At 53.1% G+C, this 25,387-nt stretch carries 23 protein-coding genes; 5 read left to right on the top strand and 18 right to left on the bottom strand.

All coding sequences use genetic code 11. The annotated features are described in order from the left end of the window. Window positions 1–4 precede the first annotated feature (4 nt). From rfaP to AACH41_RS04760, 9 genes are all read right to left on the bottom strand, one after another. Entirely contained in the window at window positions 5–829 is an 825-nt protein-coding gene (gene rfaP, locus AACH41_RS04800) for a lipopolysaccharide core heptose(I) kinase RfaP (RefSeq protein ID WP_338657106.1), read from the bottom strand. Continuing rightward, window positions 826–2,703, bottom strand: a complete 1,878-nt coding sequence (locus AACH41_RS04795; protein ID WP_338657104.1) for a sulfatase-like hydrolase/transferase — start codon at window positions 2,701–2,703, stop codon at window positions 826–828. The genes rfaP and AACH41_RS04795 overlap by 4 nt, the downstream gene beginning before the upstream one ends. A gap of 33 nt (window positions 2,704–2,736) precedes the next feature. Further along, window positions 2,737–3,423, bottom strand: a complete 687-nt coding sequence (locus AACH41_RS04790) for an HAD hydrolase-like protein (RefSeq protein ID WP_275356942.1) — start codon at window positions 3,421–3,423, stop codon at window positions 2,737–2,739. A gap of 78 nt (window positions 3,424–3,501) precedes the next feature. Then, window positions 3,502–4,131, bottom strand: coding sequence for a bifunctional 4-hydroxy-2-oxoglutarate aldolase/2-dehydro-3-deoxy-phosphogluconate aldolase (gene eda / locus AACH41_RS04785; protein ID WP_194747147.1), 630 nt, complete (start codon window positions 4,129–4,131; stop codon window positions 3,502–3,504). Between the two features lie 155 nt (window positions 4,132–4,286). Next, window positions 4,287–6,101 carry a phosphogluconate dehydratase gene (gene edd, locus AACH41_RS04780; protein ID WP_194747148.1) on the bottom strand — a complete coding sequence of 605 codons (1,815 nt, stop codon included), beginning with the start codon at window positions 6,099–6,101 and terminating at the stop codon, window positions 4,287–4,289. A gap of 255 nt (window positions 6,102–6,356) precedes the next feature. Then, the gene (locus AACH41_RS04775) at window positions 6,357–8,078 is read right to left on the bottom strand and encodes a carbamoyltransferase (protein ID WP_338657100.1); all 1,722 of its coding nucleotides are present in this window, start codon (window positions 8,076–8,078) and stop codon (window positions 6,357–6,359) included. Between the two features lie 37 nt (window positions 8,079–8,115). Then, on the bottom strand, window positions 8,116–9,564 hold the full coding sequence (locus AACH41_RS04770) for a lipopolysaccharide kinase InaA family protein (RefSeq protein WP_338657098.1): 1,449 nt from the start codon (window positions 9,562–9,564) through the stop codon (window positions 8,116–8,118). Next, a complete protein-coding gene (locus AACH41_RS04765; RefSeq protein ID WP_338657096.1) occupies window positions 9,561–10,526 on the bottom strand; it encodes a glycosyltransferase family 9 protein in 966 nt (321 codons plus the stop codon). Before AACH41_RS04765 ends, AACH41_RS04770 begins: the two co-directional genes overlap by 4 nt. Before the next feature lie 6 nt (window positions 10,527–10,532). Next, window positions 10,533–11,318: a lipopolysaccharide kinase InaA family protein gene (locus AACH41_RS04760; protein ID WP_338657094.1), complete on the bottom strand. Its 786-nt coding sequence runs from the start codon at window positions 11,316–11,318 to the stop codon at window positions 10,533–10,535. Between the two features lie 116 nt (window positions 11,319–11,434). Between AACH41_RS04760 and AACH41_RS04755 the strand changes: the two genes are divergently transcribed. Continuing rightward, window positions 11,435–12,310: a lysophospholipid acyltransferase family protein gene (locus AACH41_RS04755; protein WP_338657093.1), complete on the top strand. Its 876-nt coding sequence runs from the start codon at window positions 11,435–11,437 to the stop codon at window positions 12,308–12,310. A gap of 21 nt (window positions 12,311–12,331) precedes the next feature. Here AACH41_RS04755 and AACH41_RS04750 read toward each other — a convergent pair whose 3' ends face one another. Together AACH41_RS04750 and AACH41_RS04745 are read right to left on the bottom strand one after the other, a co-directional pair. Then, complete coding sequence (locus tag AACH41_RS04750; RefSeq protein ID WP_338657091.1) at window positions 12,332–13,036, bottom strand: type 1 glutamine amidotransferase; 705 nt, start codon at window positions 13,034–13,036, stop codon at window positions 12,332–12,334. Further along, window positions 13,033–13,584, bottom strand: a complete 552-nt coding sequence (locus AACH41_RS04745; protein WP_338657089.1) for a pseudouridine synthase — start codon at window positions 13,582–13,584, stop codon at window positions 13,033–13,035. Before AACH41_RS04745 ends, AACH41_RS04750 begins: the two co-directional genes overlap by 4 nt. Here AACH41_RS04745 and icd point away from each other — a divergent pair. Continuing rightward, complete coding sequence (gene icd / locus AACH41_RS04740; RefSeq protein ID WP_194747156.1) at window positions 13,583–14,833, top strand: NADP-dependent isocitrate dehydrogenase; 1,251 nt, start codon at window positions 13,583–13,585, stop codon at window positions 14,831–14,833. The genes AACH41_RS04745 and icd overlap by 2 nt on opposite strands. Window positions 14,834–14,912: 79 nt before the next feature. Here the strand turns inward: icd and AACH41_RS04735 are convergent, their stop codons facing one another. Next, entirely contained in the window at window positions 14,913–15,116 is a 204-nt protein-coding gene (locus AACH41_RS04735; RefSeq protein ID WP_013441419.1) for a cold-shock protein, read from the bottom strand. Window positions 15,117–15,463: 347 nt separating this feature from the next. Between AACH41_RS04735 and pilB the strand changes: the two genes are divergently transcribed. Both pilB and AACH41_RS04725 read left to right on the top strand, forming a co-directional pair. Further along, a complete protein-coding gene (gene pilB, locus AACH41_RS04730) occupies window positions 15,464–17,185 on the top strand; it encodes a type IV-A pilus assembly ATPase PilB (RefSeq protein ID WP_313983824.1) in 1,722 nt (573 codons plus the stop codon). A gap of 33 nt (window positions 17,186–17,218) precedes the next feature. After that, window positions 17,219–18,442: a type II secretion system F family protein gene (locus AACH41_RS04725; RefSeq protein ID WP_338657061.1), complete on the top strand. Its 1,224-nt coding sequence runs from the start codon at window positions 17,219–17,221 to the stop codon at window positions 18,440–18,442. A gap of 95 nt (window positions 18,443–18,537) precedes the next feature. On the opposite strand, the gene AACH41_RS04720 is transcribed toward AACH41_RS04725, so the two are convergent. The 6 genes from AACH41_RS04720 to AACH41_RS04695 all read right to left on the bottom strand — a co-directional run bounded on the left by AACH41_RS04720 (window position 18,538) and on the right by AACH41_RS04695 (window position 24,157). Further along, window positions 18,538–19,281: a DsbC family protein gene (locus AACH41_RS04720; protein WP_194747159.1), complete on the bottom strand. Its 744-nt coding sequence runs from the start codon at window positions 19,279–19,281 to the stop codon at window positions 18,538–18,540. A gap of 30 nt (window positions 19,282–19,311) precedes the next feature. Next, window positions 19,312–20,499: an FAD-dependent monooxygenase gene (locus AACH41_RS04715; RefSeq protein ID WP_338657057.1), complete on the bottom strand. Its 1,188-nt coding sequence runs from the start codon at window positions 20,497–20,499 to the stop codon at window positions 19,312–19,314. 10 nt (window positions 20,500–20,509) lie between these two features. Continuing rightward, window positions 20,510–21,679, bottom strand: a complete 1,170-nt coding sequence (locus AACH41_RS04710; RefSeq protein ID WP_194747161.1) for an FAD-dependent monooxygenase — start codon at window positions 21,677–21,679, stop codon at window positions 20,510–20,512. 89 nt (window positions 21,680–21,768) lie between these two features. Then, entirely contained in the window at window positions 21,769–23,067 is a 1,299-nt protein-coding gene (gene pepP / locus AACH41_RS04705) for a Xaa-Pro aminopeptidase (RefSeq protein ID WP_338657053.1), read from the bottom strand. 96 nt (window positions 23,068–23,163) lie between these two features. Continuing rightward, complete coding sequence (locus AACH41_RS04700; protein ID WP_338657051.1) at window positions 23,164–23,940, bottom strand: DUF2927 domain-containing protein; 777 nt, start codon at window positions 23,938–23,940, stop codon at window positions 23,164–23,166. After that, window positions 23,927–24,157, bottom strand: coding sequence for a DUF3820 family protein (locus AACH41_RS04695; protein WP_194747164.1), 231 nt, complete (start codon window positions 24,155–24,157; stop codon window positions 23,927–23,929). Before AACH41_RS04695 ends, AACH41_RS04700 begins: the two co-directional genes overlap by 14 nt. 180 nt (window positions 24,158–24,337) lie before the next feature. On the opposite strand from AACH41_RS04695, the gene AACH41_RS04690 reads away from it, so the two are divergent. Beyond that, window positions 24,338–25,366: a diguanylate cyclase gene (locus tag AACH41_RS04690; protein WP_275356957.1), complete on the top strand. Its 1,029-nt coding sequence runs from the start codon at window positions 24,338–24,340 to the stop codon at window positions 25,364–25,366. The last annotated feature ends 21 nt before the right edge of the window (window positions 25,367–25,387 follow it).

Below are 25,387 nucleotides of genomic sequence, written 5' to 3'. Positions count from 1 at the left end.
GCGCTTACATGGCCACGCCAGCGCGGCGTTTGCGCTGGTACTTGGCGTAAAGCTTGTCGGCACGCTGCGCAATGGCACGGTAAAATGCCGACTCCCCACGCAATAACTGACGGTCGTCACCAACATAATGCCGAAGAAATGTGAGCAGATCTCCGCGGGTCAATTGAACATCCATGGCTGAAAAATACAGCGCAGCCAGATCTTTCATTTGCATACGTTGCGAAGGCTGTGCGCGGATTTCTGCTCTATGCAAATCCAGCACATGCAATCGTGGCGGCATCAGCGCGAGCTCAGCCGCTTTAAAGCAGAAATGGCAGATATAAAAGTCACGATGGTAGAGCGGATACGCATGCATCTGACGTGCAATCTCCGCCACCCGGCGGATCAGCGCCCGCTTGAACCGCAGTGTGGGCGGTGTGATTTGCCACTGTAGCGCCAAATCCTCCAGCGTGACAATCTCGCCCAAATCCTCGGTAATCACAAATGAGCGCTGAGTGGCGGGCAGCCAGCCCTGGATGCCATGCCCCACATAAGGCGTGGTGGGAATATGCAAGCGCTGCAAGGCGGCGATGGCCGCCACCTCATTCTGCGCATTCACCACCGGGCGTTTAAAGCTGAGCCAGTTTTTGAACAGCTCGCCCCACCCCACACCAAAATGCCGTTTAATAAAAAAATGCTGGCCGGCCAGCGCAATCCGCAAGGTCTCGCGTTCGGCAACCTTGCGGAAACTTTTGCCTGGCAACTGCATAAAAAAATCAAACACATCCGGTCGTTGCCGAATCTCTGCAGGCAGCGGATTTTCTGCTTTAAATTGCACCGTGGTACTCATGACGCCTTGTCTTTGTGCAAGGCCAAAAAGCGGCTGCAATTCTGGATCGCCTGCAATAACAATGGTTGATATTTGGCCATGAGGCTGTCTTGCGCGCTGGCAGATAACGATTCATCGTGCGGCCCGGTCGGCACAAAATGATCCACGCCATGATGCAAATATGGAATACGGTACTTCATATCCGTTGTTTGCACGCTAATAGAGTGCCAGTCACTGACCACAACAAATGGGCGTGACTGCGTGGTCAGCAACGACAGGCCCAGCGAATAGCTGCTACTATCTTCAGGCGCACCCAGGGCCTGTAATAACGTTGGTGAAATATCCAGATGGCTGGTCATGCGCTCAATCTCGGCATGCGAGTGCTGCGGCATCCACACCACCATAGGCGTATGTGTCTGCTCCTCAACAAAACTCGAGTTATGTCCCCAGAAGCCCTTTTCCAGAAACTCTTCTCCATGATCGCCAGTGATGATGACAATGGTATTGTCTAATGCGCCCTGCGCACGCAGTTCATCAAGCACCCGCCCCATTTGTTGATCGACCCAATGGGCAGCATTGGTATAGCGGTTTTTGAACTCGCCGATCTTGGGCTTGAGCGACTCGCGGCTCATGCCCCAGTAATTCACATCCTTTAAATATGGGGAGGCAATCACGGCTTGCTCTGGGAAGTCATAACGCGCATGCGTAGACTCAAAGAAGAAAAAGCTCATGAATGGCCGCTGCTTGTCCCGTGTACGCAAAAAGGCGATTTGCTCAGAGGCATTTTGTTGGTCGCGCTGCCAGGGGGTTAACTTCTCCTCCGCCTCGTGCAGCTGTGCAAGCGGCACGCTGGCGAATAAGGTTTTATTAAACTCGGGATAAGAAAACAGTGCGCTGGTACGCAGGTCGAGTTGGTAATTCAAGGCCTGCACGCGCTGCATGAGCAAGGGCGGCTGTTGTGCATGTAAAAAGCTGGACCAGTAAGAGCCATATAGCCCATAAAACATGCCGAACAGGCCTTCACGCGTACCGTTGCCACTGGAATAGTGGTTTTTAAAATACAAGCCTTGCTGCGCAAATTGCCAGACATGAGGCATGATCTCAGGCGTTAAACGATCCCAGCGCAGAGACTCTGCCACTAGAATGACAATATTGGGCGGCTGTTGGACGGCGCTAAACGTCACCGGCGATAAAGGATACTGAATTCTGGAAGTATCCACATTGAGATGGTTACTGCTATGGCGCACCGTTTGCACGCCCATTTTTTCTGCCCAACTGCGGAAGGTAATCCGTTTATAGAAGGGATAGACTGTCGCCGAATCAAGAATCGCCCCGTTATTTTTGACATCACTGATGCCATATAAGACAGCTTGCGCGACAAAGGCCAGCAGCACAACCAGATACAAAGGCCGTGTCAGCAATAGCGCGGGCTTGAATGACTGCATGCGCGTACTCAACCACCAGGCGAACAGCTGAATCAGGATGACAATCGCGACCGATACGCCGATCGCCACATAGGTCTCGTCGCTGGTCCCCAGCGAGGCCAGGCCGCCTTTGGTGGTAACCAGATTCCAGATAAAGCCGTTGAAATGAAAGTTATACAGGTCATAAATCATTAAATCCGATCTGACCAGTAAAATGCCTATCACGGAAAACGTGAGCGCCAATAGTGCGGTGTAGCGGTTGATGGTGCGTGCCAGCAGCGACTGCAGCCAGGCCGGGATCAGGGTCACGACGGCATAGGCAAAACTGTAAAACAGCCAGGCACAGACATGAAACCAGAAGGCTGCGCCCGTGGTGGCTTGCCCACCAATGCTGAAGAATCCCCAGCAGGTGACTAGCATGTGCAGTGTAGTCAGGCCTAAAAACAGTTTGAGTGGTGAAATTTTCTTCATGGCGGCATTCATCTTTAAGCAGTCAGGCGACGGTTAGGGCGCACAGAAAGCCGTTACAGGCGACAATTCAAGCTGATGACAAACGGTCACCCCATGCGTCTGGCAGTAGGCTTGCCAGTCCGGCATATCGGTCCAGTCTGCGACAAAAATGAAATCCAGCCCGGCGCCAGTCGAAGCCTGATGATCAAAGCGGCTATCGCCAATAAACAAGGCCGGGAACTGGATGGTCCCATCGGCAATCATGCTGGCCAGGTGCTCATTCTTTTTAGTCGGTCCACCATAAATGCCCAGTTCAAACAGCGTATCCAGGCCACGGCGCGGGAAAATTTGCCGCAATTCTGTTTGATCTCCGCCAGACAGCAGCATCCACTTGGCGTTTGCGGTTTCTTTTTTCAAATCCATCAGTGCAGGCGCAACCTCACACTGCATCAGGGTTTCATCCAGAATCTCGGTAAACGTATCCATAAAGGCCTGAAAACGCTCAGGCGTTAAAGGCTGTTTGATAATCTCGGTGATGTAATAACGGATTTTGTCATTGCGCGGGATGCTGCCCAACTGGATATGATAGTCCACAAAGGCCTGCGCCTGCGCCTCCGTCCCCCCCATACGCTTGGCGGTGTTGTAATAGGCATCCACCTTGGTCTGGTTGCTATTGAGGACAACGCCATCGCAATCGAGCACAATGGTTTTATACAGGGAGAGGTCTGGTCTTTGGGACATAACGGAGTGGGCTTGGCAAATAAAAAAGGCTTGTATCACTACAAGCCTTCATTATAGACGATTTGTCTAACGCTATACTTATTTGGCCGCCACGATCGCAGAAGCCTCTTTCGCCAGCTTGGTGATCTGTGCCCAGTCCTTATTGGCCACGGCATCGGCAGGTGTCAACCAGGTGCCGCCGCACACAACCACGTTAGGCAACGCCAGGAATTGTGGGGCGCTTTCAACGCTGACACCGCCCGTTGGGCAGAATTTCACGTCTGCAAATGGGCCGGCAAAGCCTTTGAGCAGGTTAATGCCACCCACCGCCACCGCTGGGAACAATTTCAGGAAGTAGTAATCATCGGCATTCGCCATCATGATTTCTGAGCCGGTAGACACGCCTGGCAACAGTGGCAAACCGATTTCACGGGCATATTTGCCTAACTCGCTGGTGTAGCCTGGGCTGACCGCAAACTGGCAACCTACATCCTTGGAGTTTTTCGCATCTTTCAGGTTACGTACGGTCCCGGAACCCAAGATCGCGTCAGGCACATGCTTGGCAATTTCTTCCATGGCTTGCAGTGCAACCGGGGAACGCAATGTGACTTCCAGCACCTTAATGCCGCCTTCCAGCAACGCTTCGGCCATCGGCACCGCATCTTCCACTTTGTTAATGACAATCACCGGAATCACCGGGCCATGATTTGCTAACTCTAATGTGCTCATGTTTTGAATATTGACCTAATAAATAAAAAAATTGTTTTTTTAATCGTTTGCTTTATGTAAATGAAGATTGCTAAGCAAGACTAGGCGCAGGCGCGTAGACAGTACGAATAGTACGGCAAGCAAACTGCAACGACGTATTGCGACGCAATGTGCATTTACAACCAGGTAACGGCGCCTTCTTCTGCAGACAGCACATTCCTGCGCATGCCACCAAACAACTCACGGCCCAAGCCATGGGCGTTGTAATGCCGTTTGGCATCGCTCAGCTCTTCAGCCTCGCGCTCAGCCCAGGTGTCTTCATCAACCAGCACATTCAACTGACCGACGGTACCATTGAGGCGGATGATGTCACCATTGCGGATTTTGGCAATCGGACCACCCGCGCTGGCTTCGGGACTCAAGTGAATTGCAGCAGGAATCTTGCCTGAAGCACCACTCATGCGGCCGTCCGTTACAATCGCCACCCGGAAGCCCTTGTTTTGCAACACAGCAAGTGGTGGTGTCAATTTATGCAACTCTGGCATGCCGTTGGCTTTAGGGCCCTGGAAGCGCACGACAGCAATGAAGTCACGCTCCAGCTCACCGCGGTCAAACGCGGCCAGCAATTCTTCTTGCGCATCAAACACAATGGCTGGCGCCTCGATGATGTGACGGTCTTCAGGGACGGCAGAAATCTTGATGACGCTGCGGCCAAGGTTACCCTTGAGCAGACGCAGGCCACCGGACTCGTTAAACGGATGAGAAGCTGTGCGCACGATGGTTTCATCACCACTTTCGGCCGGGTAGTCTTTCCACACCAGCTTGTCCGCTTCTTTTTCCGGCTTTTTACCGTAATCGCGCATGCCGCCACCACTCACGGTGTAGACATCCGGATACATATAACCGCCTTCGATCAGTTCGCGGATCACAAAACCTGGCCCACCAGCTGCTTGGAATTCGTTGACGTCGGCCTTACCGTTTGGATAAACACTGGCCAGCAGTGGCGTACCTTTAGCCAGATAATGGAAATCTGTCCAGTCAATGATAATGCCCGCAGCACGCGCAACCGCTACCCAGTGAATCAAATGGTTGGTGGAACCGCCAGTAGCCAGCAAAGCCACCATCGCGTTCACGATCACATGCTCATCTACCAGACGGCCAATCGGCACGAATTTATCTTTTTTAGCGTTTTGCACTACCAAACGCACCGCTTCACGCGTCAAGTCTTCACGCATGCCATCATGCGGGTGGATAAAAGCCGCCCCTGGCACGTGCAAGCCCATGGCTTCCAGCAACATCTGGTTACTGTTGGCCGTACCGTAGAAGGTACAGGTGCCGGCACCGTGGTAGGCCGCAGATTCGCTGGCCAGCAGCTCATCACGGTCACACAGGCCTTGTGCATATTTTTCACGCACTTTGGATTTCGAGGTGTTATCAATCCCGGTGCTCATCGGGCCCGCTGGCACAAATACACAGGGCAAATGCCCAAAATGCAAGGCACCGATCAACAGGCCGGGCACGATCTTGTCACAGACGCCCAACAGCAATGCCGCATCAAACACGTCATGAGACAAGGCAATGGCCGTACTCATGGCAATGGTATCGCGGCTGAACAGGCTCAGCTCCATGCCAGGCTCGCCCTGGGTAATCCCATCACACATGGCAGGCACACCACCGGCCACCTGCACGGTTGCGCCATGCTTGCGTGCTTCATCACGAATAATATCCGGATAGTTCACATACGGCTGATGGGCGGACAACATTTCGTTGTAAGCAGTGACGATACCGACGTGTGTCGGCTTCTCGGCGTAAATCTTGAATTTGTCGTTTTGTGGCATGGCCGCAAACGCGTGTGCCACGTTGGCACAGCCCAAGCGGTCCGGGCCTTTTTCACGGTTCAGGTAATCATCAATGCGCTGCAAATACGCCTTGCGGGTCGGACGGCTACGCTCGATGATGCGTTCTGTTACTTCAATGTGAGATTGTTTCATTGACTATCGCTCAACTGTGTTTTAACTACCTGATGAACTATCCTGGTGAACTGCTCTGAACTTGCTATTGCGTCACAGTATAGGGTGAAGATATATGAATCCAAACAGGCTCCCTACCCCCGATTATCTCCAAACTGCTGCACTACGTCAAATTGAATTACCCGAATCCAACATTTTTTCAGAGGATTCAATGACTTAAAACAATATACCTCTTTTTCGCGTAGTGCATTGACACTCATGGAATCTAGCCAGACATCAAGCAGATTTGGTCACCAGAATATCTTCCAGCATCAGATATTCCAGATCACAGCCATAAAACATATTGAGGGCATCAGTCGGGCTGCAAATCATCGGCTCGCCGCGTCTGTTGAGCGAGGTATTGAGCACTACGCCATTGCCGCGCAACTGCTCCAAATGCTCAATCAATGCGTAATAACGTGGATTGGTTTCCTTGGTGACGATCTGCGCACGCGCCGTCCCGTCTTCATGTACCACTTCTGGAATACGTGCTTTCCAGGCCGGGTTTACATCAAAGGTGAAAGTCATGTAAGGCGCAGGATGGTCGGTTTGCAAAATATCTTCTGCCACGCGGTCCAGCATGCTGGGGCAGAATGGCCGCCAGCGTTCACGGTATTTGATCTGCGCATTGATACGGTCAGCCACCCCAGGGAAACTGGGGTCGCCAAGGATACTACGGCAACCCAGCGCACGCGGGCCAAACTCCATGCGCCCCTGGAACCAGGCGAGTGGATTCCCAGCGGCCAGTAATTCTGCCGCTTTACGTGGGCCATCTTCTACACGGGTAAAAACAGGCTTGGACGGATGCGCTTCACAGGCGGCAATACATTCTTCATTGGTGTAAGAAGGCCCGAGGTAAGCGTGTTCCATTTTATGGATGTTTTCGCCCGCCAGGTGTGCAGCGTAAGTGGCCGCGCCCAGACTGGTACCGTTATCGCCAGAAGCAGGCTGTACAAATAATTCTTTCACGTGTGGCAAGGCGATAATGCGCTGATTCAGCTTGACGTTGAGCGCAACGCCGCCTGCCATCACAATCTTGCCGGTTTCGCGCAGAATATCGCCCAGATAATATTCAATCATCTGCAAAGCCAGGTCTTCCAGCAGCTTCTGTACACTGGCAGCGTAATGAATATACGGGTCGTCAATCTCGTCGCCCTCACGCTTGGGGCCTAGCCATTCAATCAGTTTGGGCGTGAAGTAGTAGCCTTTGCCATTTTCTTTGTAACGGCGCAAACCGACCACGTTGACGTATTCGGTGTTGATGATGAGCTCACCGTTTTCAAACTTGGCCAGGCGGCTCAAATCATATTTGTTCGGGTCACCATACGGCGCCATGCCCATGACCTTAAATTCACCATCCAGCATCTCAAACCCAAGAAACTCGGTGATCGCGCCATACAGCCCACCCAGTGAATCCGGGTCATAGAATTCCTTGATTTTGTGAATCTTGCCATGTTCGCCATAGCCAAAAAACGTGGTGGCATATTCCCCTTTGCCGTCAATGCCAACAATGGCGGTTTTTTCCTTGAAGCCACTCAGATGGTAAGCACTGGAAGCATGCGCCAGATGGTGTTCTACCGGCACATATTTGGCTTTGCTCAGCCCGAGTTCTTCCATCAATTTGAGGGATTTGTCGCGGTTGCGACGGAAACGGCGGTTACCATTAAAAATGGCATCCAGGGCACGGTCTGGCGCGTACCAGTAGCGCTTGGCGTAATGCCAGCGCGCAGCCGACGTCAGCGGAATTTCACCATAAGGGAAAGCCACGATATCGACTTGTTCAGGGGAAATGCCCGCCTGTTTCAGGCAAAACTTGGCCGCTTCGTAAGGCCAGTGATTTTTGGCGTGCTTGTCGCGGATAAAGCGCTCTTCTTCTGCCGCAGCGACAATTTTGCCATCTACCAGAATGGCAGCCGAAGCATCATGCCCCAAGGCACCGGATAAACCTAACACAATCATGCAGAAACTCGCGTAACGATCAAATCAATCGAATGGATTAAATGGAAATGCCCGCCAGGGTGAGTGGCGTATGGTCTGGATAAACCGTTTTAAATCTATCCACCAGCGCATTATACAGTGAACTATCCGGTTTCCAATTTTGCAGCAGCCGCCGCAGGTCGCGTGCATGTGCGCGCAAGGCCATTTGCGCACAGTGATGCTGGCGCATGCTGTCGAGATCAATCACCACGATCTGGCCTTGATCGGTGACCTGCAAATTGCTGCCTTTGAGGTCGCCATGCGATATTTTGAGCAGATACCACTGATAACAAAGCATGACCAATTGCTCCACCACCTGCGCCTCAAGCGCAGGATCGCGAGACTGCTGAAAAAATGTCAGCACATCGGGCCAAGGGCTAAATGCAGAGACAAAATACGCGCGGCCACGCAGCCCGCAGTAACGGCGTTCGTACATCAACATGGGTTGCGGGGTCAGCATGCCGTAGTATTGCAGGCGGTGTGCATTTTGCCACGAGGCGGCCGCCCGGCTGGGCCGCCAGGCCCGGCTCAAGGCATGCCAAGCATTTTTAATGTTATAGCGCTTGATCACGACAGGCTGATCTTGCAACTGGGTATGTCCTACGGTGCAGGTGTTGCCCGCCTTCAGGGTCTGCCCCACATGCATGGCCACTTCCAGCGCAGGCAAGTCCGTGGGATGCAATCCGCCAGCGGTACTGACCGCCTGCACACTTTGAGCCGTCTGTTGCCAGGTCACATCGCTACAGGTTCGGAAAATTTTACGCGTGACATAGTGTTCCACCTCACGCGTCTTCATCTGTTGCCCCCAGGCCAATACTTGTGCAGCGGTGAGGCTGCGCGGCCAGCCGCGTGCATGCAAATAGACATCCAGTAGCCGTTGCGCCCACTGCATCTGATCCAGTACCTGCAACTTCGAAATCAACTCAGCGAGTTGCAGGTGCGCCTGTTTGCGGCTCAGTGTTCGCTGACGGATCCCATCACCATCAATGGCCCAGACCACGCCTTCTGCCAATAAAAAATTCTTTAAATGCAAATCGGTTTGGCACAATCCTGCGACATGCTGTGCTGCCAAGGCCTCAACCAGCAGCGCCAGCAAAGCATATCTGCCCTCTGCAGGGCCTGCGGAATAAGCTTCTGCGGCATTGACCGCATTGGGAACAGCGGCATAAATCAATACTGCTAGCGGCTGGGTGCCGTCATGCAGCGTGCCTTGCCATAACAAGGCTGGCGTACGGATGCCCGCAGCCAGCATGCGGCGCGCGCCGTCCGCATCCCGCCTGGCGTAACGTGCCGCTTCTTTGCCCGCAAACAGCTTGGCATAGATCGCCTGGCCATCCCATGCCCCCCGCAACACCCAGCGCCGCTCCTTGAGCACGCGGACCAGCGTGTCCAATTGCAAGGGCGGCTGGGCGTCCATCGCGAATTCAAGGCGGATGGGGCCCGGCGAAGTGAACTGGCGCAGGGTCATGCTTGCGCAGGTCGTCCTAACAGCAAGAGCGCCTGCTGCAATACTTCTTGCGGGCGTATGTCCGCCATGCTGTCTTTTTTAATCAAATGTCGGTTGGCGCGTTGCGGATAAGGCCCGGTCAACAAGTGATTGGTCGGGCCAAACAGTCCCAGCATCGGCACTTGGGCGGCAGCCGCGACGTGAAATACACCACAATCATGTGAGATAAATAAATTGGAGCGCTCCATCAGTTGGCGCAAGTCTGCCACCGTGGTTTTGCCTGCAAGGTTAATACTGTTAGGCACCGCCTTGACGAATTTCTTTGCCAGAAAGGCTTCATTGCTGGTGCCGGTAATCACCAGTCGTACGCCCGGGATGGCTTGTACCAGCAATTGTCCCAATTGAATATAGGCATCAATCGACCACAGTTTTTTATCATCGGCACGCCTGGCGTAAAAAAACTTCCAGCCATGCAATAGCGTGGTGCCACAGCCCAAGTGAATATTGATCACGGTGTCTGCAGGCTGCACGTCAAAGCGTGACAACAAGCTCACCTGACCAGGCGCGCTGTAAATCGCATAGCAACGGTCTTCATCGGTGATTTCAATCTGGCGCTGTAACTGCTGGCTCAACCATTGCTGGCAAAAGGCTAGCAGCTGTTCGGCATAATGCACATCGGTTTTATCGATGGTCGCCAATTGCAGGCGCGGATCATTAAAAGGCAGCTTTTTGAGCGCATTTTTATTAAACGCCAGTACCGCGTCATAGTCTTGCGCGAGCTTATTGACGCGGCGGAGACTACTGGTCACCCACAGCTTGTTGATGGCCGGGTTGTGTTCAAACACCTGTGCGCTCAGGGCATTCAGCGCGACTACATCAATGCGTGCCTGTGGCAGATGCTTGCGCAAAAACCGTATAGCCGGCGTACAGAAGATATTGTTGCCCGTGCTACTCGATGTCAGTATTAACAGTGAATTAACCATGTTTCATTATCTCTTGTTTAAACGCTTCAATCCCCAGCGCAGCCACCACCAGCCGCAGCGTTGGTAACACTGGCCATGCTCGCTTGCATAGGCTTGATACAGCTGATACAACAGGCTGTCCGGCCAATCCTGCAAACGGCTCATGAATTGCCGCAAATCCCGCAAGCGTTGCCAGGCTGGCAGCCACATATGCTTAGCTTTTTCGAGATCAATAAATGCAATCTCATAAGCGCCAGACGTTTTGTGCTCAGGCAGCGCGCGGACAAACAGGTGCTTGGGGTATAGCGCCCGATGCTGTATGCCCGCAGCGTGCAATGTTTTTAACGCCTGTGCGACAGCGATCAGCAAAGGCGGATTGGCAGTCATATTGGCCGCCGTACAATACGGAGTGAGCTCCTCATAGCCTTGCAGTGCCTGCGTAGCCAGGATGGCCTGACGGCCCGCTGGCACATCGCGCACGCCCGCGTAAACCACCTCGGGCACCCTCACCCCCTGCGCCCGTAAATACTTGAGCATGTCATATTCAACCATAAAGGTCGGCAAGCCACGCCAGGGATAGCGCCAGCTAAAGCGGGTATGGTTCTGCTGGCGTTTCACATAGAGTTCAACCAGTTGATGATCAGCACATGGCAATTGCCAGCGCCCGACCCCACTCCAACCGCCTCTTTCCAGATTGGGTGGCTCCAGCCAGGCAATCGCCAGTTGCCACCAGGCATCAAAGTGGTCCATGCGCTGCGCAATCAGGGCATCGCGGACACGGCCCTCTTCGGTTTGAATCTCACTTATTTTCAAAATTAATCAGCGAATAGACGGGTTAGCAAACGACGATTTGTTAATATGGCAGGATTAGGGGGTGGATTTTAACAGAATGCACCCTGAGTGCGATTTTCCACGAGGCAGATTTTTTGATGTTGGTGTTTTTTTGCAAATGGCTTTCAAAGTTACCCTTAAGCTGCGTCCACCGTCTGGGCGCGGTGATTGGTCGATTAAGCTGGCATCTTGATCAAAAAAGTACCGGCATCGCTATCGAGAATATTCACCAAAGTGGTCTATGCAAAGACAAGGCAGCTGTTCAGCAACTGGCCAAAGATAGCCGGATAGAAGCAGGTAAATCCCTGATGGAATCCCTGTTTATCTGGGGCGCCCCACAATCCGGCTTGCTGCCACTGGTAAAAGCGACGACTGGCTGGCACTTGGTTGAAGCAGCACAACGTGCGGGCAAAGGCCTGATTTTTCTCACACCACATCTGGGTTGCTTTGAGATCACCTCTATTTATTATGGTAGCCAGCACCCGATCACCGTGCTCTACCGCCCCCCAAAACTGACCTGGCTGGAAGGCCTGCTACAAGAAGGCAGGCAAAAAGGCCAGGTTGCGCTGGCGCCCGCCAACGCCGCCGGGGTCAAAAAACTGCTGCAAGCGCTCAAACGTGGGGAAGCCATTGGCATTTTACCTGACCAGATTCCGCGAAATGGTGAAGGCGAATGGGCCGATTTTTTTGGCAAACCGGCTTATACCATGGGGCTAGCCAGCAAACTGGCCGTGAAATCAGGCGCAACGGTCATTATGGCGTTTGGTGAACGCCTGCCCGCTGGCGAAGGCTTTCATATCCATCTGTCCAAGGTCGAAGACATACAGACGCCCGCACTGCTGAACCAGGCGATTGAGCGGCAGGTATCCCAATGCCCGGTGCAATACCTGTGGCAATACAACCGTTACAAACAAAGGCGTTATGCCATGCAAAAACTGCAGCCTAAACAGAGCGGAATGGAGGACGAGCACTAACTCGCCCATGCGAAGATGGCGCTAGACTAGGCCCTGAATCCAGCGGCTATACACCTTGTCGGCGACAGCGTGCAAGACGTCGCAATCCTCGCTCACTTTTGCCAGCATGGTCTCTGCAGACTGGACCGCTGGGCTGGCGGCCGAGGTGGCAATATCGTTTTTCCATTGCTCCGTCCACATTTTGACCATGTCGGGTGTCATTTCAATATGGCATTGCAAACCGATATGTTTGCCCATGACATAAGCCTGGTTGACGCAATACGGGCTGGATAACACATGCGTTGCCCCTTGCGGCACCGAAAACGTTTCGCCATGCCAGTGAAAGCTGTTAAACACTTGCAAGTCACCAAACCAGTCTCGTGCGGCAGGATCGTCTGCCACCTGCACTTGTCCCCAGCCTATTTCTTTGACCGGGTTTTTACTCACCACACCGCCCAACGCCTTGCTGATTAACTGCCCTCCCAGGCAGTGCCCAAGCAAAGGGACATCTTTTTCTACTGCCTGGCGAATCAATTGGAGTAAAGGCGGAATCCAGGGCAGGTCATCGTTGACACTCATGGGGCCGCCCATCAACACAATGCCACTATATGCCTCGACTGAGTTAGGCACTGGCTCGCCTTTATCAATGCGCACCTCGCACCAAGGAATGGCATGCTGCGCTAAAAAAGTGCCCAAATAACCAGCACCCTCGCAGCAAGCGTGCCTGAATACCACCACCTGTTTCATGACATTACCTTCTTATAACTGACTTCCTGATATTGCCCAAGCAAGATTCCGTCCAATGTGTAAGGCCCAATGGCATAACGGATCAGGCGCAAGGTCGGAAACCCCACGTGGGCGGTCATCCGCCGCACCTGGCGGTTCTTGCCTTCACTGATTTTAATCTCCAGCCAGGTGGTCGGGATCTGTTTGCGCGCCCGAATAGGCGGGTCACGCTGCCATAAATGGTCAGGTTCATCGATGATTCTGACCTGCGCCGGCTGCGTGACAAAATCGCCCAAATCGACGCCGCGCAGCAATGGCATCAAATCTGCTTGTGTAGGAGCGCCTTCCACTTGCGCCCAATAGGTTTTGACCTGTTTGTGCTTGGGATGGCTCAAACGATGTTGTAATGCGCCGTCATCGGTTAGAATAAGCAATCCCTCAGAATCGGTATCTAACCGCCCGGCGGCATAAACGTTGGGAATCGAAATATAGTCCTTGAGCGTCGGGTGTTTTTCATGCGCAGTAAACTGGCATACGACGTTAAAGGGTTTGTTAAACAGTAATAACATGGAAAGTGCTATGTCTAAAATCAAGGTGCCCGCCACTGGCAGCAAAATCACCGTCAATGCTGATAATACCCTAAATGTTCCTGACCAACCTATTATCCCGTTTATCGAGGGTGATGGCATCGGCGTTGACATCACGCCCCCCATGATCAAAGTTGTGGATACTGCGGTTGAAAAAGCCTATGGCGGCAAACGCAAGATTTCATGGATGGAAGTCTATGCCGGTGAAAAATCCACCACGCTGTATGACAAAGACACCTGGTTGTCTGACGAAACCATGGCAGCCCTCAAAGACTATGTGATTTCAATCAAAGGGCCGCTGACGACTCCGGTTGGCGGCGGCATCCGTTCACTCAATGTGACCTTGCGCCAGGAGCTAGACTTGTACGTGTGTCTGCGCCCTATCCAGTATTTCACAGGCGTGCCCAGCCCGGTCAAGCACCCTGAAAAAACCGACATGGTGATTTTCCGTGAAAACACTGAAGACATTTATGCTGGCATCGAATGGGCAGCTGGCACGGAGGAAGTGAAAAAAGTCATCAATTTCTTGAGCGACATGGGCGTACGCAAGAAAATCCGTTTCCCGGAGGCGTCTTCCATCGGCATCAAGCCAGTCTCTATCGACGGCAGCAAACGCCTGATCCGCAAAGCCATTCAATACGCGATTGATAACAACCGCAAATCAGTCACCATCACCCACAAGGGCAACATCATGAAGTTCACCGAAGGTGGCTTCCGTGACTGGGGCTACCAGCTGGCCAAAGAAGAGTTTGGCGCAGAACTGATTGATGGTGGCCCATGGTGCAAACTGCCGAACGGCATCGTCATCAAGGACTGTATCGCCGACGCCTTCCTGCAAGAGATTCTGTTGCATCCTGAAGATTACGATGTTGTCGCTGCACTGAACCTGAACGGTGACTACATGAGTGATGCGCTGGCAGCACAAGTCGGCGGCATTGGCATTGCCCCAGGCGCGAACTTGAGCGACACCGTTGCCATGTTTGAAGCTACACATGGTACCGCGCCTAAAATCGCCGGTAAAAACCTGGCCAACCCCAGCTCCCTGATCTTGTCAGCCGAAATGATGCTACGCCACATGGGCTGGGTGGAAGCTGCGGACCTGGTGTTGCACGGTGTGGCCAAGGCCATCGCCAGCAAACGCGTGACCGGCGACTTCAGCAGCCAGATGGAAGGCGCGACGCAAGTGGGCACCGCTGAGTTTGGTGACGAGATTATCAAACAGATGGCGTAAGCAGACACGCAAGGCCCAGCATAAAAAAAACGGCTCGCTATGGCGAGCCGTTTTGTATTTTTTACCCCTAAAACAAAAATTATGCTTTTTGTATATTGGAGGCCTGCTTCCCTTTTGGACCTTCAGTCACATCAAAGGATACGCGCTGACCTTCTTTCAAGCTTTTGTAACCAGATTCAACGATTGCGGAGAAGTGCGCGAACAAATCGTCACCACCATCATCCGGAGTAATGAATCCAAAGCCCTTAGAGTCGTTAAACCACTTTACGGTACCTGTTGCCATTTTACTTCCTTACTTTTTTACTTAACAGGGAGGCGCCCCCAAAAGTTTGTCTCAAGTACTCCAGTCGCAATAAACAAGCTTTGCTTTACTTAAAGACGGCCACAAAAAACCTGAACCCAAACGCCTTAAGGATTTATAAGTGAGCATAATTTAAAAGTCAAGACTATTTTTGTATCTTTTGAGTTAAGTCAAGAAAACTCCCTAAAATTTGCACAAAAGCTGCATCAGAACGCGTCTTTTCTGCGATTTGAATCCCGCCTGGACCCCATATACTGAGGTAGAAAGTATTGTTATATCAGTCGATTAAACGGCGTATTTAAGGATTTTGGAAACAGACACAGAACGCTATGGCCACACTGGAAAGCACAAAAAAACTGGGCGGCATGGCCCGCATGCTGGTGCAATCTTCGCTGATGAGTGAAGAAGAAGCGGCCACCCTGCAAGAAAAATGTCAGAGCCAAAAAGCCAGCTTCCTCGCCGCGACGCTGGCACAAAAGAAAATCTCGCCCAAAGAAATCGCGCTCTCTGCCTCACAAGCGTTTGGTTTTCCTTTTTTTGACCTGGATGCGCTTGAACAGAATCTGCTGCCTGACAAAGGCATTGATATCAAACTGATGCAGTCGCATCGTGTGCTGCTGCTGCAACAAAAGGGCAATGTAGCCTATATTGCCCTGTCTGACCCGACCAACCTGCATGCGCTGGACACCATCCAGTTTCAAATGGGTGCAACCTTGTTCCCGATTGTGGTGGAAGATGACAAATTGGGCAAATGGATAGATAAAATTGTCGAATCCAAAGACACCAGCATGTCTGCACTCAATGCCAGCGGGGATGATTTTGATCTTGGCCTGGAGGAAAGCAGCGAAGAGCCAGAAGCGGATATCATGCAGGAAGTCGATGATGCCCCTGTGGTCAAGTTCCTGCAAAAAATCTTGATGGACGCCATTAATATGGGCGCGTCTGACTTGCACTTTGAGCCTTATGAAAAATTTTACCGTATCCGCTTTCGCGTCGATGGCGTGTTAAGGGATATGTCGCAGCCCCCGCTGGCCATCAAGGAAAAGCTGGCTTCACGCATCAAGGTGATTTCTAATCTGGACATCTCGGAAAAAAGAATTCCGCAAGATGGCCGCATGAAGCTGATCCTGTCGAAAACACGCGCAATTGATTTCCGTGTCAGCACCTTGCCACTGATCCATGGCGAAAAAATTGTCATGCGGATTCTGGATCCCTCCAGTGCCACGCTGGGCATTGAAGCGCTCGGCTACGAGGCACCACAACAGGAGGCGCTACTCAAGGCCATTCACCGCCCATACGGTCTGGTACTGGTCACCGGGCCCACCGGTTCGGGTAAAACCGTCTCGCTGTATACCTGTCTGAATTTACTCAATGATCCCGGCGTCAATATCTCAACCGCAGAAGATCCGGCCGAAATTCCGCTGGCGGGCATTAATCAGGTTAACGTCAATGACAAACAGGGGTTGACCTTCGCTGCAGCCCTTAAATCCTTTTTGCGTCAGGACCCGGACATCATCATGATTGGTGAGATCCGCGACCTGGAAACTGCAGATATGGCCATCAAGGCCGCATCGACCGGGCATATGGTGCTGTCCACCCTGCATACCAACGATGCGCCTACTACCCTCTCCCGTTTGTTAAATATGGGAGTCGCCCCCTTCAATATTGCCTCTGCCGTGACGTTAATTACTGCACAGCGCCTTGCAAGACGGTTGTGCAAGCATTGCAAAGTGCCGCTGAATGTCCCCAAGGAAGCACTATTGAAAGTGGGCTTTACTGAAGCTGATCTGGATGGCAGCTGGCAGTTATACGGTGCCAAACCAGGGGGCTGCGAACATTGTAACAATGGCTACAAGGGACGGGTGGGGATTTATCAGGTGATGCCGATCACCGAGGAAATCGCGCGCATCATCATGTCTCATGGCAACGCCATGGACATTGCCGCGCAGGCCAAACGCGAAGGTGTGAAAGATCTGCGCGAGTCTGGCTTGCTCAAGGTTAAACAGGGACTCACCTCGATTGAGGAAGTCGAAGCAGTCACCAACGAGTAACACGGGTAGGCATTCACTTTTTAAGAAGACATTATGGCGACTGGCAACATCAAACAATCTGTATATTTGTGGGAAGGTAAAGACCGCAAAGGCAAGGTGATCAAGGGCGAGATGCGCGCCAACGGCGAGGCCGTCGTCAATGCGACCTTACGCCGCCAGGGCATCAGTGTCAGCAAAGTGAAAAAGCAGAGCTCGCTGGCGACCAAAGGCAAGGTGTCAGAAAAAGATGTCACGCTGTTCACCCGCCAGTTGGCGACCATGATGAAAGCCGGCGTGCCTTTGCTGCAGGCGTTTGACATTGTCGGCAAGGGCCACCACAACCCTGCGGTCTCCAAACTGTTGGGCGACATCAAGGCCGATGTTGAAACAGGCAGCAGCCTGAGCGCGGCCTTCCGAAAATACCCGCTGCATTTTGACCAGTTATTTTGCAATCTGGTGGGCGCTGGCGAGCAGGCCGGGATTCTGGATGCCTTATTGGAACGCCTGGCAACCTACAAGGAAAAAATCCTCGCCATCAAAAGCAAGATCAAATCAGCGCTGGTATACCCGACTTCGATTATCGTGGTGGCGTTTGTCATTACCGCCGTCATCATGATTTTTGTGGTGCCCTCGTTCAAAGAGCTGTTCAGCAGCTTTGGCGCAGACTTGCCTGGCCCGACAGTGGTGGTGATTAACCTGTCAGACTTTTTTGTAAAATGGTGGTGGGCCATTTTTGGTAGTCTGGGTGGCGGCCTGTGGTTCTTTTTCTATACCTGGAAACGCTCGGCAAAACTACAGGCGACCATGGATCGGCTAATGCTACGCCTGCCGATTTTTGGTGAGCTCATCCGCAAAGCCACCATTGCCCGCTTTGCGCGTACGCTCTCAACCATGTTCGCCGCCGGCGTGCCGCTGGTAGAAGCGCTGGACTCTGTGGCAGGGGCTTCGGGCAATCAAGTGTATTTTGATGCTACCAAAAAGATTCAAAGCGAGGTTAGTACCGGGACCAGTCTCACCGTGGCCATGCAAAACACCAATGTCTTCCCGAATATGGTGATCCAGATGACCGCGATTGGTGAAGAGTCTGGCTCATTGGACAGCATGCTGACCAAAGTGGCCGATTTTTATGAGGGCGAAGTCGATGATGCGGTCGCGGCAATTTCCAGCCTGATGGAGCCGGTGATCATGGTGGTACTCGGCGTGCTGATTGGCGGGCTGGTGGTGGCCATGTACATGCCCATCTTCAAAATGGGTAAAGTGGTTAGCGGTGGTGGCTAGAACAACACACTTGCCTTGGCAATAAAAACAGCAGGATAAAAAAACAAGGGGCTACAAGTCCCTTGTTTTTTAACGCGAATAAATATGCACCGTGCTTACATGGCTTTTTTGCTAGCAGCCTGCAAGGACTTTTCAATCTCATCATAAGGCTGCGCACCCAGCATGCGTTTACCGTTTTCAAAGAACATGGTCGGCGTGCTGTTGACCCCGACTTTATGCGCCAGTTCGCCGACTTTTTCCAGCGGCACATCGCACTTGGCAGTAGTGGTCGGCAGCTTGTTGTTCATGATCCAGTCTTGCCAGGCTTTTACACGGTTGCTGGCACACCAGATGCTACGCGATTTGTTGGCCGCATCCGGGTGCAGCTGTTCAATCGGATACAAAAAGGTGTAAATGGTGACATCGTTAATGTTGGTGAGCTCTTTTTGCTCAAGACGCTTGCAGAATGGGCAATCCACATCCGAGAACACCACCAGCTTGCGGCTGCCATTGCCTTTGACCACCTTGATGGCCTGATCCAGAGGCAGCGTATTGAAATCAATTTTAGTGAGCTCGTCCATACGCTCACCGGTCAGGTCTTTTTTGGTTTTCGGATCTACCAGGCGGCCTTCAGCTATCAAAAAACTGAATTTATCATCGGTATAGATGATCTGGCCACCCATGTACACTTCGTACAATCCGGCGTAAGGGGTTTTGGTCACGCTATCCACCTTGAATTTTGGATAGGCACTCTCTATCTGTTTCTTCAGACTGGCTTCATCTGCCACGCTGCCCATAGACCACAGCAGACAGAGGGCCCCCAAGGCCTTGATGACAGCCGTTGCGTTGTATTTTTTCATACCAACTCTTTCTCGAACGTGCACCGGGCGCTACGCTTGCGTCGCGGTGCGAATTAAAAAACGTTTCAGCATAGCACTGTTTTCAACGCCGCGTAAGCCAAGCAAGGCGGCATGCGTCCACAGTGCCTGTGGACGCGCAAACAGAAAATCCAGTCCTCGCGTCAGGGCATGCATGCTTCGGATATCGCGTTGACGGCCACGCATGACATGCCGCAGCACGTTAACATCCCCCAAGGGCTTAATGCCCGGCAAGCGTGCGACTTCCGCACATAAGGCTTGCACATCTTCGAAGCCCAAATTGACCCCCTGCCCGGCCATAGGATGCACCTGGTGTGCGGCATCACCGAGCAACAGGATATTGGGCAACGCCATGGTTTCAGCTGTATTCTGCCTGAGGGGAAACGCCACCACAGCACCATTAGGCGTCAGTGGGCCCAAGACCTGACCACAGCGGTGTTCAACTGCGACTGCCAGCTCACCGGCAGACAGCGCCTGCATGCGGGCGGCCTCGGCGTGGGGTAAGGCCCAGACCAATGACACCTGCTGCTCAGGCATCGGCAGCAAGGCCAGCGTTTCATGGGCACCAAACCACTGCCTTGCCACGTGTTGATGCGCTTGTGTGGCAACATAATTGGTGACCAGCGCCGTCTGCGCAAAGTCCACTTGCTCCACGCCGACGCCACACTGCGAGCGCACCCATGAACTCGCGCCGTCTGCGCCTATCAATAATTGTGCTTCTATCGTTTGCTGCGGCAATGCTACACGGATTTGATGACCAAATTGTTGCAAGGATTGCGCCGGTGCGTCGGTGATGACCGTTACGTCGGCGTCTGCCAACACAGTCCAGCACGCCTGCATCAAGGCCTGACTCTCAACAATGCAGCCCATTTGGGCCAGATGCGCTTCCTTGGCTGTCAGGCTCAGGCTGGGCAGGACATGATGCTGCGTCGGTGACCATAAATGCATGGCGTTGACCGGGTTCACGCGCTGCGCAGGCACATGCTGCCAGACGCCAATCTCAGCTAACCAGTCCATGGTTTGATTGGTCAGCGCATAGATCCGGCTGTCCCAGTCTAACTGATCGTCGGCCCAGCCTGCTGGCAGCTCAAACGGTGGCTTGGCATCCGTCAGGACCACCTGCTTGCCCAGACGGGACAAGGCGATGGCAGCGGTCAGCCCCACCAACCCAGCACCGACAATCACTACGTCTGTCTGCATCAAGTGCTTTTCAGCGTCCATAACTCATTTTTTCCACCAGAAAACGCCGGGCCATCGGTAACATGCTGAGCATCCCCAGCCCCGCACCACGCAACACGCCCACCCCGATCAAATCATTTGAAAATACATTGACCAGAAAATCGGTAAACTGCAAGCCACGCCCGGTATCACGCTGTCTGGACGCCTGGTAGGCGAGCAAGCGGTGGTCAGCGCCCCACTCATGCGATGTCGTAGACGCCACATTCTCGGCCAGCGCCACCGCATCACGGATGCCGACATTAAAGCCCTGACCGGCGACCGGATGCATGGTTTGCGCCGCATTGCCGATGACCACGCAATGCGCCGCAAACGTCTGTTCCAGTTTGCTTAATTTAAGCGGGAACCTGAAGCGTTTTCCGGCATGCAGAAAGCGGCCGACGCGGTCACCAAAGGCGGCATGCAGGGCGTGCAAAAAGGCGGCATCATCAAGCGCAGCAATCTCGTCGATATACGCCTGCTCGCCCGTCCACACCAGTGAAAACTGGTCGCCATTGGGTAGCAGCGCCATCGGGCCACGTGGCGTAAAGCGCTCGTAGGCAATCTGCCGGTGTGGCAGTTCAGTTTGCACCAGGCCTACCAGTGCATCATGCCCATAATGCTTGGTGTCGCGCTGCAAGCCCGGAATAGCCTCCAGACTCCGGCCGCCATCGGCCACCACCGCTAACGGCGTAGACAGTGAGTACCGTTGCCCATCGGCTGCCGTATATACAATATCGGCGGCACTGGCATGCACCTGTAAGTCCGTCACCGGAGCTTCGTAATACAGCTTAATGCCAGTGGTCAATTGCGCCAGGCGCGCATCCAGCGCCCGCATCAACACGCCATAAGACACCACATAGCCCAGCGCCGGTAGCTGATGCTCTTGTGCTTTGAGCACGGTGCGGCCCAAACCTTTTTGCTGTGACACATGAATGGTTTCAATGGCAGTGACCGCATCGGCCAACATGGACCATACTTGCAATTGCTCCAACACCTGGCGCGTGCCAAAAGACAAGGCCAGGGCACGGCCATCGCCATACATGGCGCCTGGCGCCTGCGCTTCAAGCACGGTGACCGGCACACCAGCCTGCTGCAAAGACAAGGCCAGCACCAACCCGACCGGGCCACCGCCAATCACGACAGGATGTTCAATCAATTGCATGCTGCATCCATTTGTATGACAAAAATACACTCAAAAAATACATTTTTTAAAAGAGTCTTTTAGACCTAGCCGAAATCCGTTGCAAAAGATCAGCGTTGCGCCATCAGCGCTTCGATATCCGCGACGGTTTTGACCGCAGCGGCCGTCAACACTTCATGTCCGTGCTCGGTGACCAGCACATCATCTTCGATACGGATACCGATATTCCAGAAATGCGGCGGCACATTGTCTGCAGGACGCACATAGCACCCTGGCTCTACGGTCAACACATGACCAGGCTGTAACATAACCCATGCACCGTCGGCTGTTTTGTACTCGCCGGCATCGTGCACATCCAGGCCCAGCCAGTGCCCGGTGCGGTGCATGTAAAACTGGCGGTAGCTACCAGTTTCGAGCACCGCGTCGCGGCTGCCCTGACACAAGCCATAGTGAATGAAGCCATCCACCAACACTTCGAGCGCAGCTTCATGCGGCGCATTCCAGTGCTGCTGCGTATTCACTTTACCCAAGGCGGCTGCCTGGGCTGCCAGCACTAATTCATACAAGTCCTTTTGTGGGCCACTGAAGCGGCCATTGACCGGGAAGGTACGCGTGATGTCCGAGGCGTAACCATCCAGTTCACAGCCAGCATCAATCAACAGCAAATCCCCGTCTTTGAGCTGGGCATTGTTAAAGTTGTAATGCAGGGTGCAGGCATTGGCGCCACCAGCCACAATGCTGGTATAAGCAGGCGCTTGCGCACCATGGCGATAAAACGTGTGTAAAAACTCCGCTTCGACCTCATACTCCCATTGCCCGGGACGGGTGTGCTGCATGGCACGGTTATGCGCGGTGGCCGCAATCTGTGCTGAACGGCGCATGACGTCCATCTCCTCGGACGATTTAAGCAGACGCATGGCATCCAGCGCTTGACGCACATCAAGCAATTGGGCGGGTGCTTGCATGCCAGAGCGGGTTTGTGCTTTGACCGCATTCAACCAAGCAGTGACCTTGCTGTCCCAGGCGTTGTCTGCGCCCAAACTGAAATGCAAAGCCGGCTGATTCGCCATCAGTTTGGGTAGTTCGGTGTCCAGCTGCGTGATCGAATAAGCCTCATCAAAGCCAAACACTGTTTTGGCAGCTTCAGGGCCATAGCGGAAACCATCCCAGATTTCGCGATCCAGGTCTTTGTCACGGCAAAACAAAATACTTTTGGGCTGGGGTCCGGCCATCAGCACCAACACCGCTTCCGGCTCTTTAAAGCCAGTCAGGTAATAAAAATAGCTGTCAAAGCGGTAGGGATAGTGACTGTCGCGGTTGCGTGTCACTTCGGGCGCGGTAGGAATGATCGCAATACCGGCCTGCATGTGGTTGATCAACTGCTGGCGGCGGCGAGAAAACTCTTGCATGGAAACACTCAAAGCTAATCCTGGATGATTGGGCATTGTAGCGTATTTGGTCGGCGATTGCTGGATTGGTTCCCCCTGCCTGCCAGGCACCCGCAATCAAAATCCCATCATCTCATACAGTGGTGATCGCCTGACCGATTGCTCAGCTTGTTCTATGGTGCCATCTTGTTGCCATTGTTGCAGTTGACGTGCCAGGATGGGTCGCACCTGGGCGGCATGCATGCCAGGCTTGATGGCGGGTAAATACAGCATTTTGAGCAACAAGGCATCCAGCCCCGTCAGCAAGGCCTCGGGCGTTTTATCGTTAAAAACCGAAGGAAACACGCGCTCGGAATCATTGGGCAAGCCCATGGCCTGGGTGATTTCTTCGACGATGCACGAGACCAGTGACCGGTGCGCTTGCGCATAATCTACCGGAATCACCACCCAAGCCCGCTTGAGCGCCTGCCCGGCATCAGCGGTAGACCCAAACATACAGACCGCGTCGTCTGGCGGCTGCATGTTTGGATTGCCACTCACCGTTCTCAAATCCTGCTGCCATTGTGCCGCCTCGCTAAAAATCACGATCATATTGGCGTCAGCCGCACTGCTGGCAAAATCCACAGCATGCCCGGTAATTTGCGCCAGATGCTGAAGGTGGTAGCGCGTCAGTGTTGTATGCTTTTCCTGTTCGTCGGCATGGTGAACCAGCCATACCTTGACCGGCTTTAACCACTTGCGAACCCCAAACTCCCCTGGCCGGTATTCGTTGTGTAATGCGACTTCAGCAAAGGCAAGCTGCAGGTACGCCGGCGACTGCCAAGCCTCTTCGGCTTTGCTGGCCTGCACAGACAATAGCGCAATCAGCAAAACAATCCCTTTAAATATCGTCATGCCTGTGCGTTTCGCGTAAGGGGTTGAGTAATGGCGACAAACCATTGTGGTCGATCTCCTGCATCAATTGCAGCAACCGCCCCAACTCACCGCGTGGAAAGCCTTCTCGGGCAAACCAGTTTAAATAGTGGCCGGGCAAATCGGCAATCAAGCGTCCCTGATACTTGCCATAAGGCATTTTGACGCTGACCAGTTGTAATAAATCTTCGTTTTTCATGGGGCTACTTAATGCGGGATCAACTTGGAATCATCGTGGCTATTCTACTAAAAAAACTGTCGGCCCTCGCAGGCAAAGGGCCTGGCCTCAAGAATTCCGTGCAGCTGCCGATATGTTATCCAGTATGCCCAAATCACAAATAAAGATTACCTAGTGTTGAACTGAACATCGCGGAAAACCATGATGCAATACGAAGTCACCAAAGAAAAAAGTGCAGAGCACCTGCGGCAAGCCATCCACCATATGTCGATGCAGGATGCCGCCTTTCATCCAGTCAGCTATGCAGTCTGGTATGAATACTCGTCCGGCGAACATGCGCGCCTGATTGATGAGGTCAACGCACTGATTGAAAAAGAAAAAAAACTCAATGAAAAAAGCACGGCCCATGTCTTTAACAAGCATATTGCCGGCATTGATACCGATCATGCGAAAAAACTGGTAGAACGTTTCAGCCAAGTCGTCACCGAAATGCGCAGCTCGACCGAAAAAACCGGGCTGCAAACAAGCGAATACAGTAAAACCCTGGATGCCTGGTCTAACGAGATCCAGCAACAGGAGCCGCAACTGGCTTTGCAACTGGACTCATTGCTGTCAGAAACGCTGATGATGACCAATAGCCTCAACCATTTGCAAGGCAAATTGAGCTCAAGCCTGGAAGAGGTGGACGCGCTCAAAAACGAAATGATCAAGGCCAGACAAGAAGCCTTGCAAGACGGGCTGACTGGCCTCATGAACCGCAAGGGCTTTGACGTGGCGCTGCACGATTGCCTGCAACAGCACATCGTCGATACCAGCCTGATTATTGCGGATATTGATTACTTCAAAAAGGTGAATGACAGCTATGGCCACTTGTTTGGCGACAAGGTGATCCAGGCAGTTGCCAGCATTTTTAAAACCGTTGCCGGCAACAGCTACACGGCGGCGCGCTATGGCGGTGAAGAGTTTGTGTTGCTGCTACCGAATACGCAGCTGGAAACCGCGCGTGAAATCGCCGAGCAAATCCGGCATAAAGTTGCAGCGATCAATATCAAAAACACCATCACGCAGCATATGATTTCCAACATCACCATCTCATTGGGCGTGGCCGCCTACCAGCCTGGCGAACAGCCAGAGGACCTGTTCAGCCGTGCCGATCAGGCCCTGTATACGGCAAAAGCCAATGGCCGCAACCGGGTCACCCTGTCCAGCGAAGCCCTTGTTGCTGCCTGAGCCGTGCCGCTGAGGACCTCA

The organism is Methylophilus sp. DW102 (assembly GCF_037076555.1).
GTDB classification, from domain to species: Bacteria; Pseudomonadota; Gammaproteobacteria; order Burkholderiales; family Methylophilaceae; genus Methylophilus; species Methylophilus glucosoxydans.
Note: the sequence above shows the minus strand (reverse complement) of the source record. Positions and strands in the feature narration are given on the sequence as shown.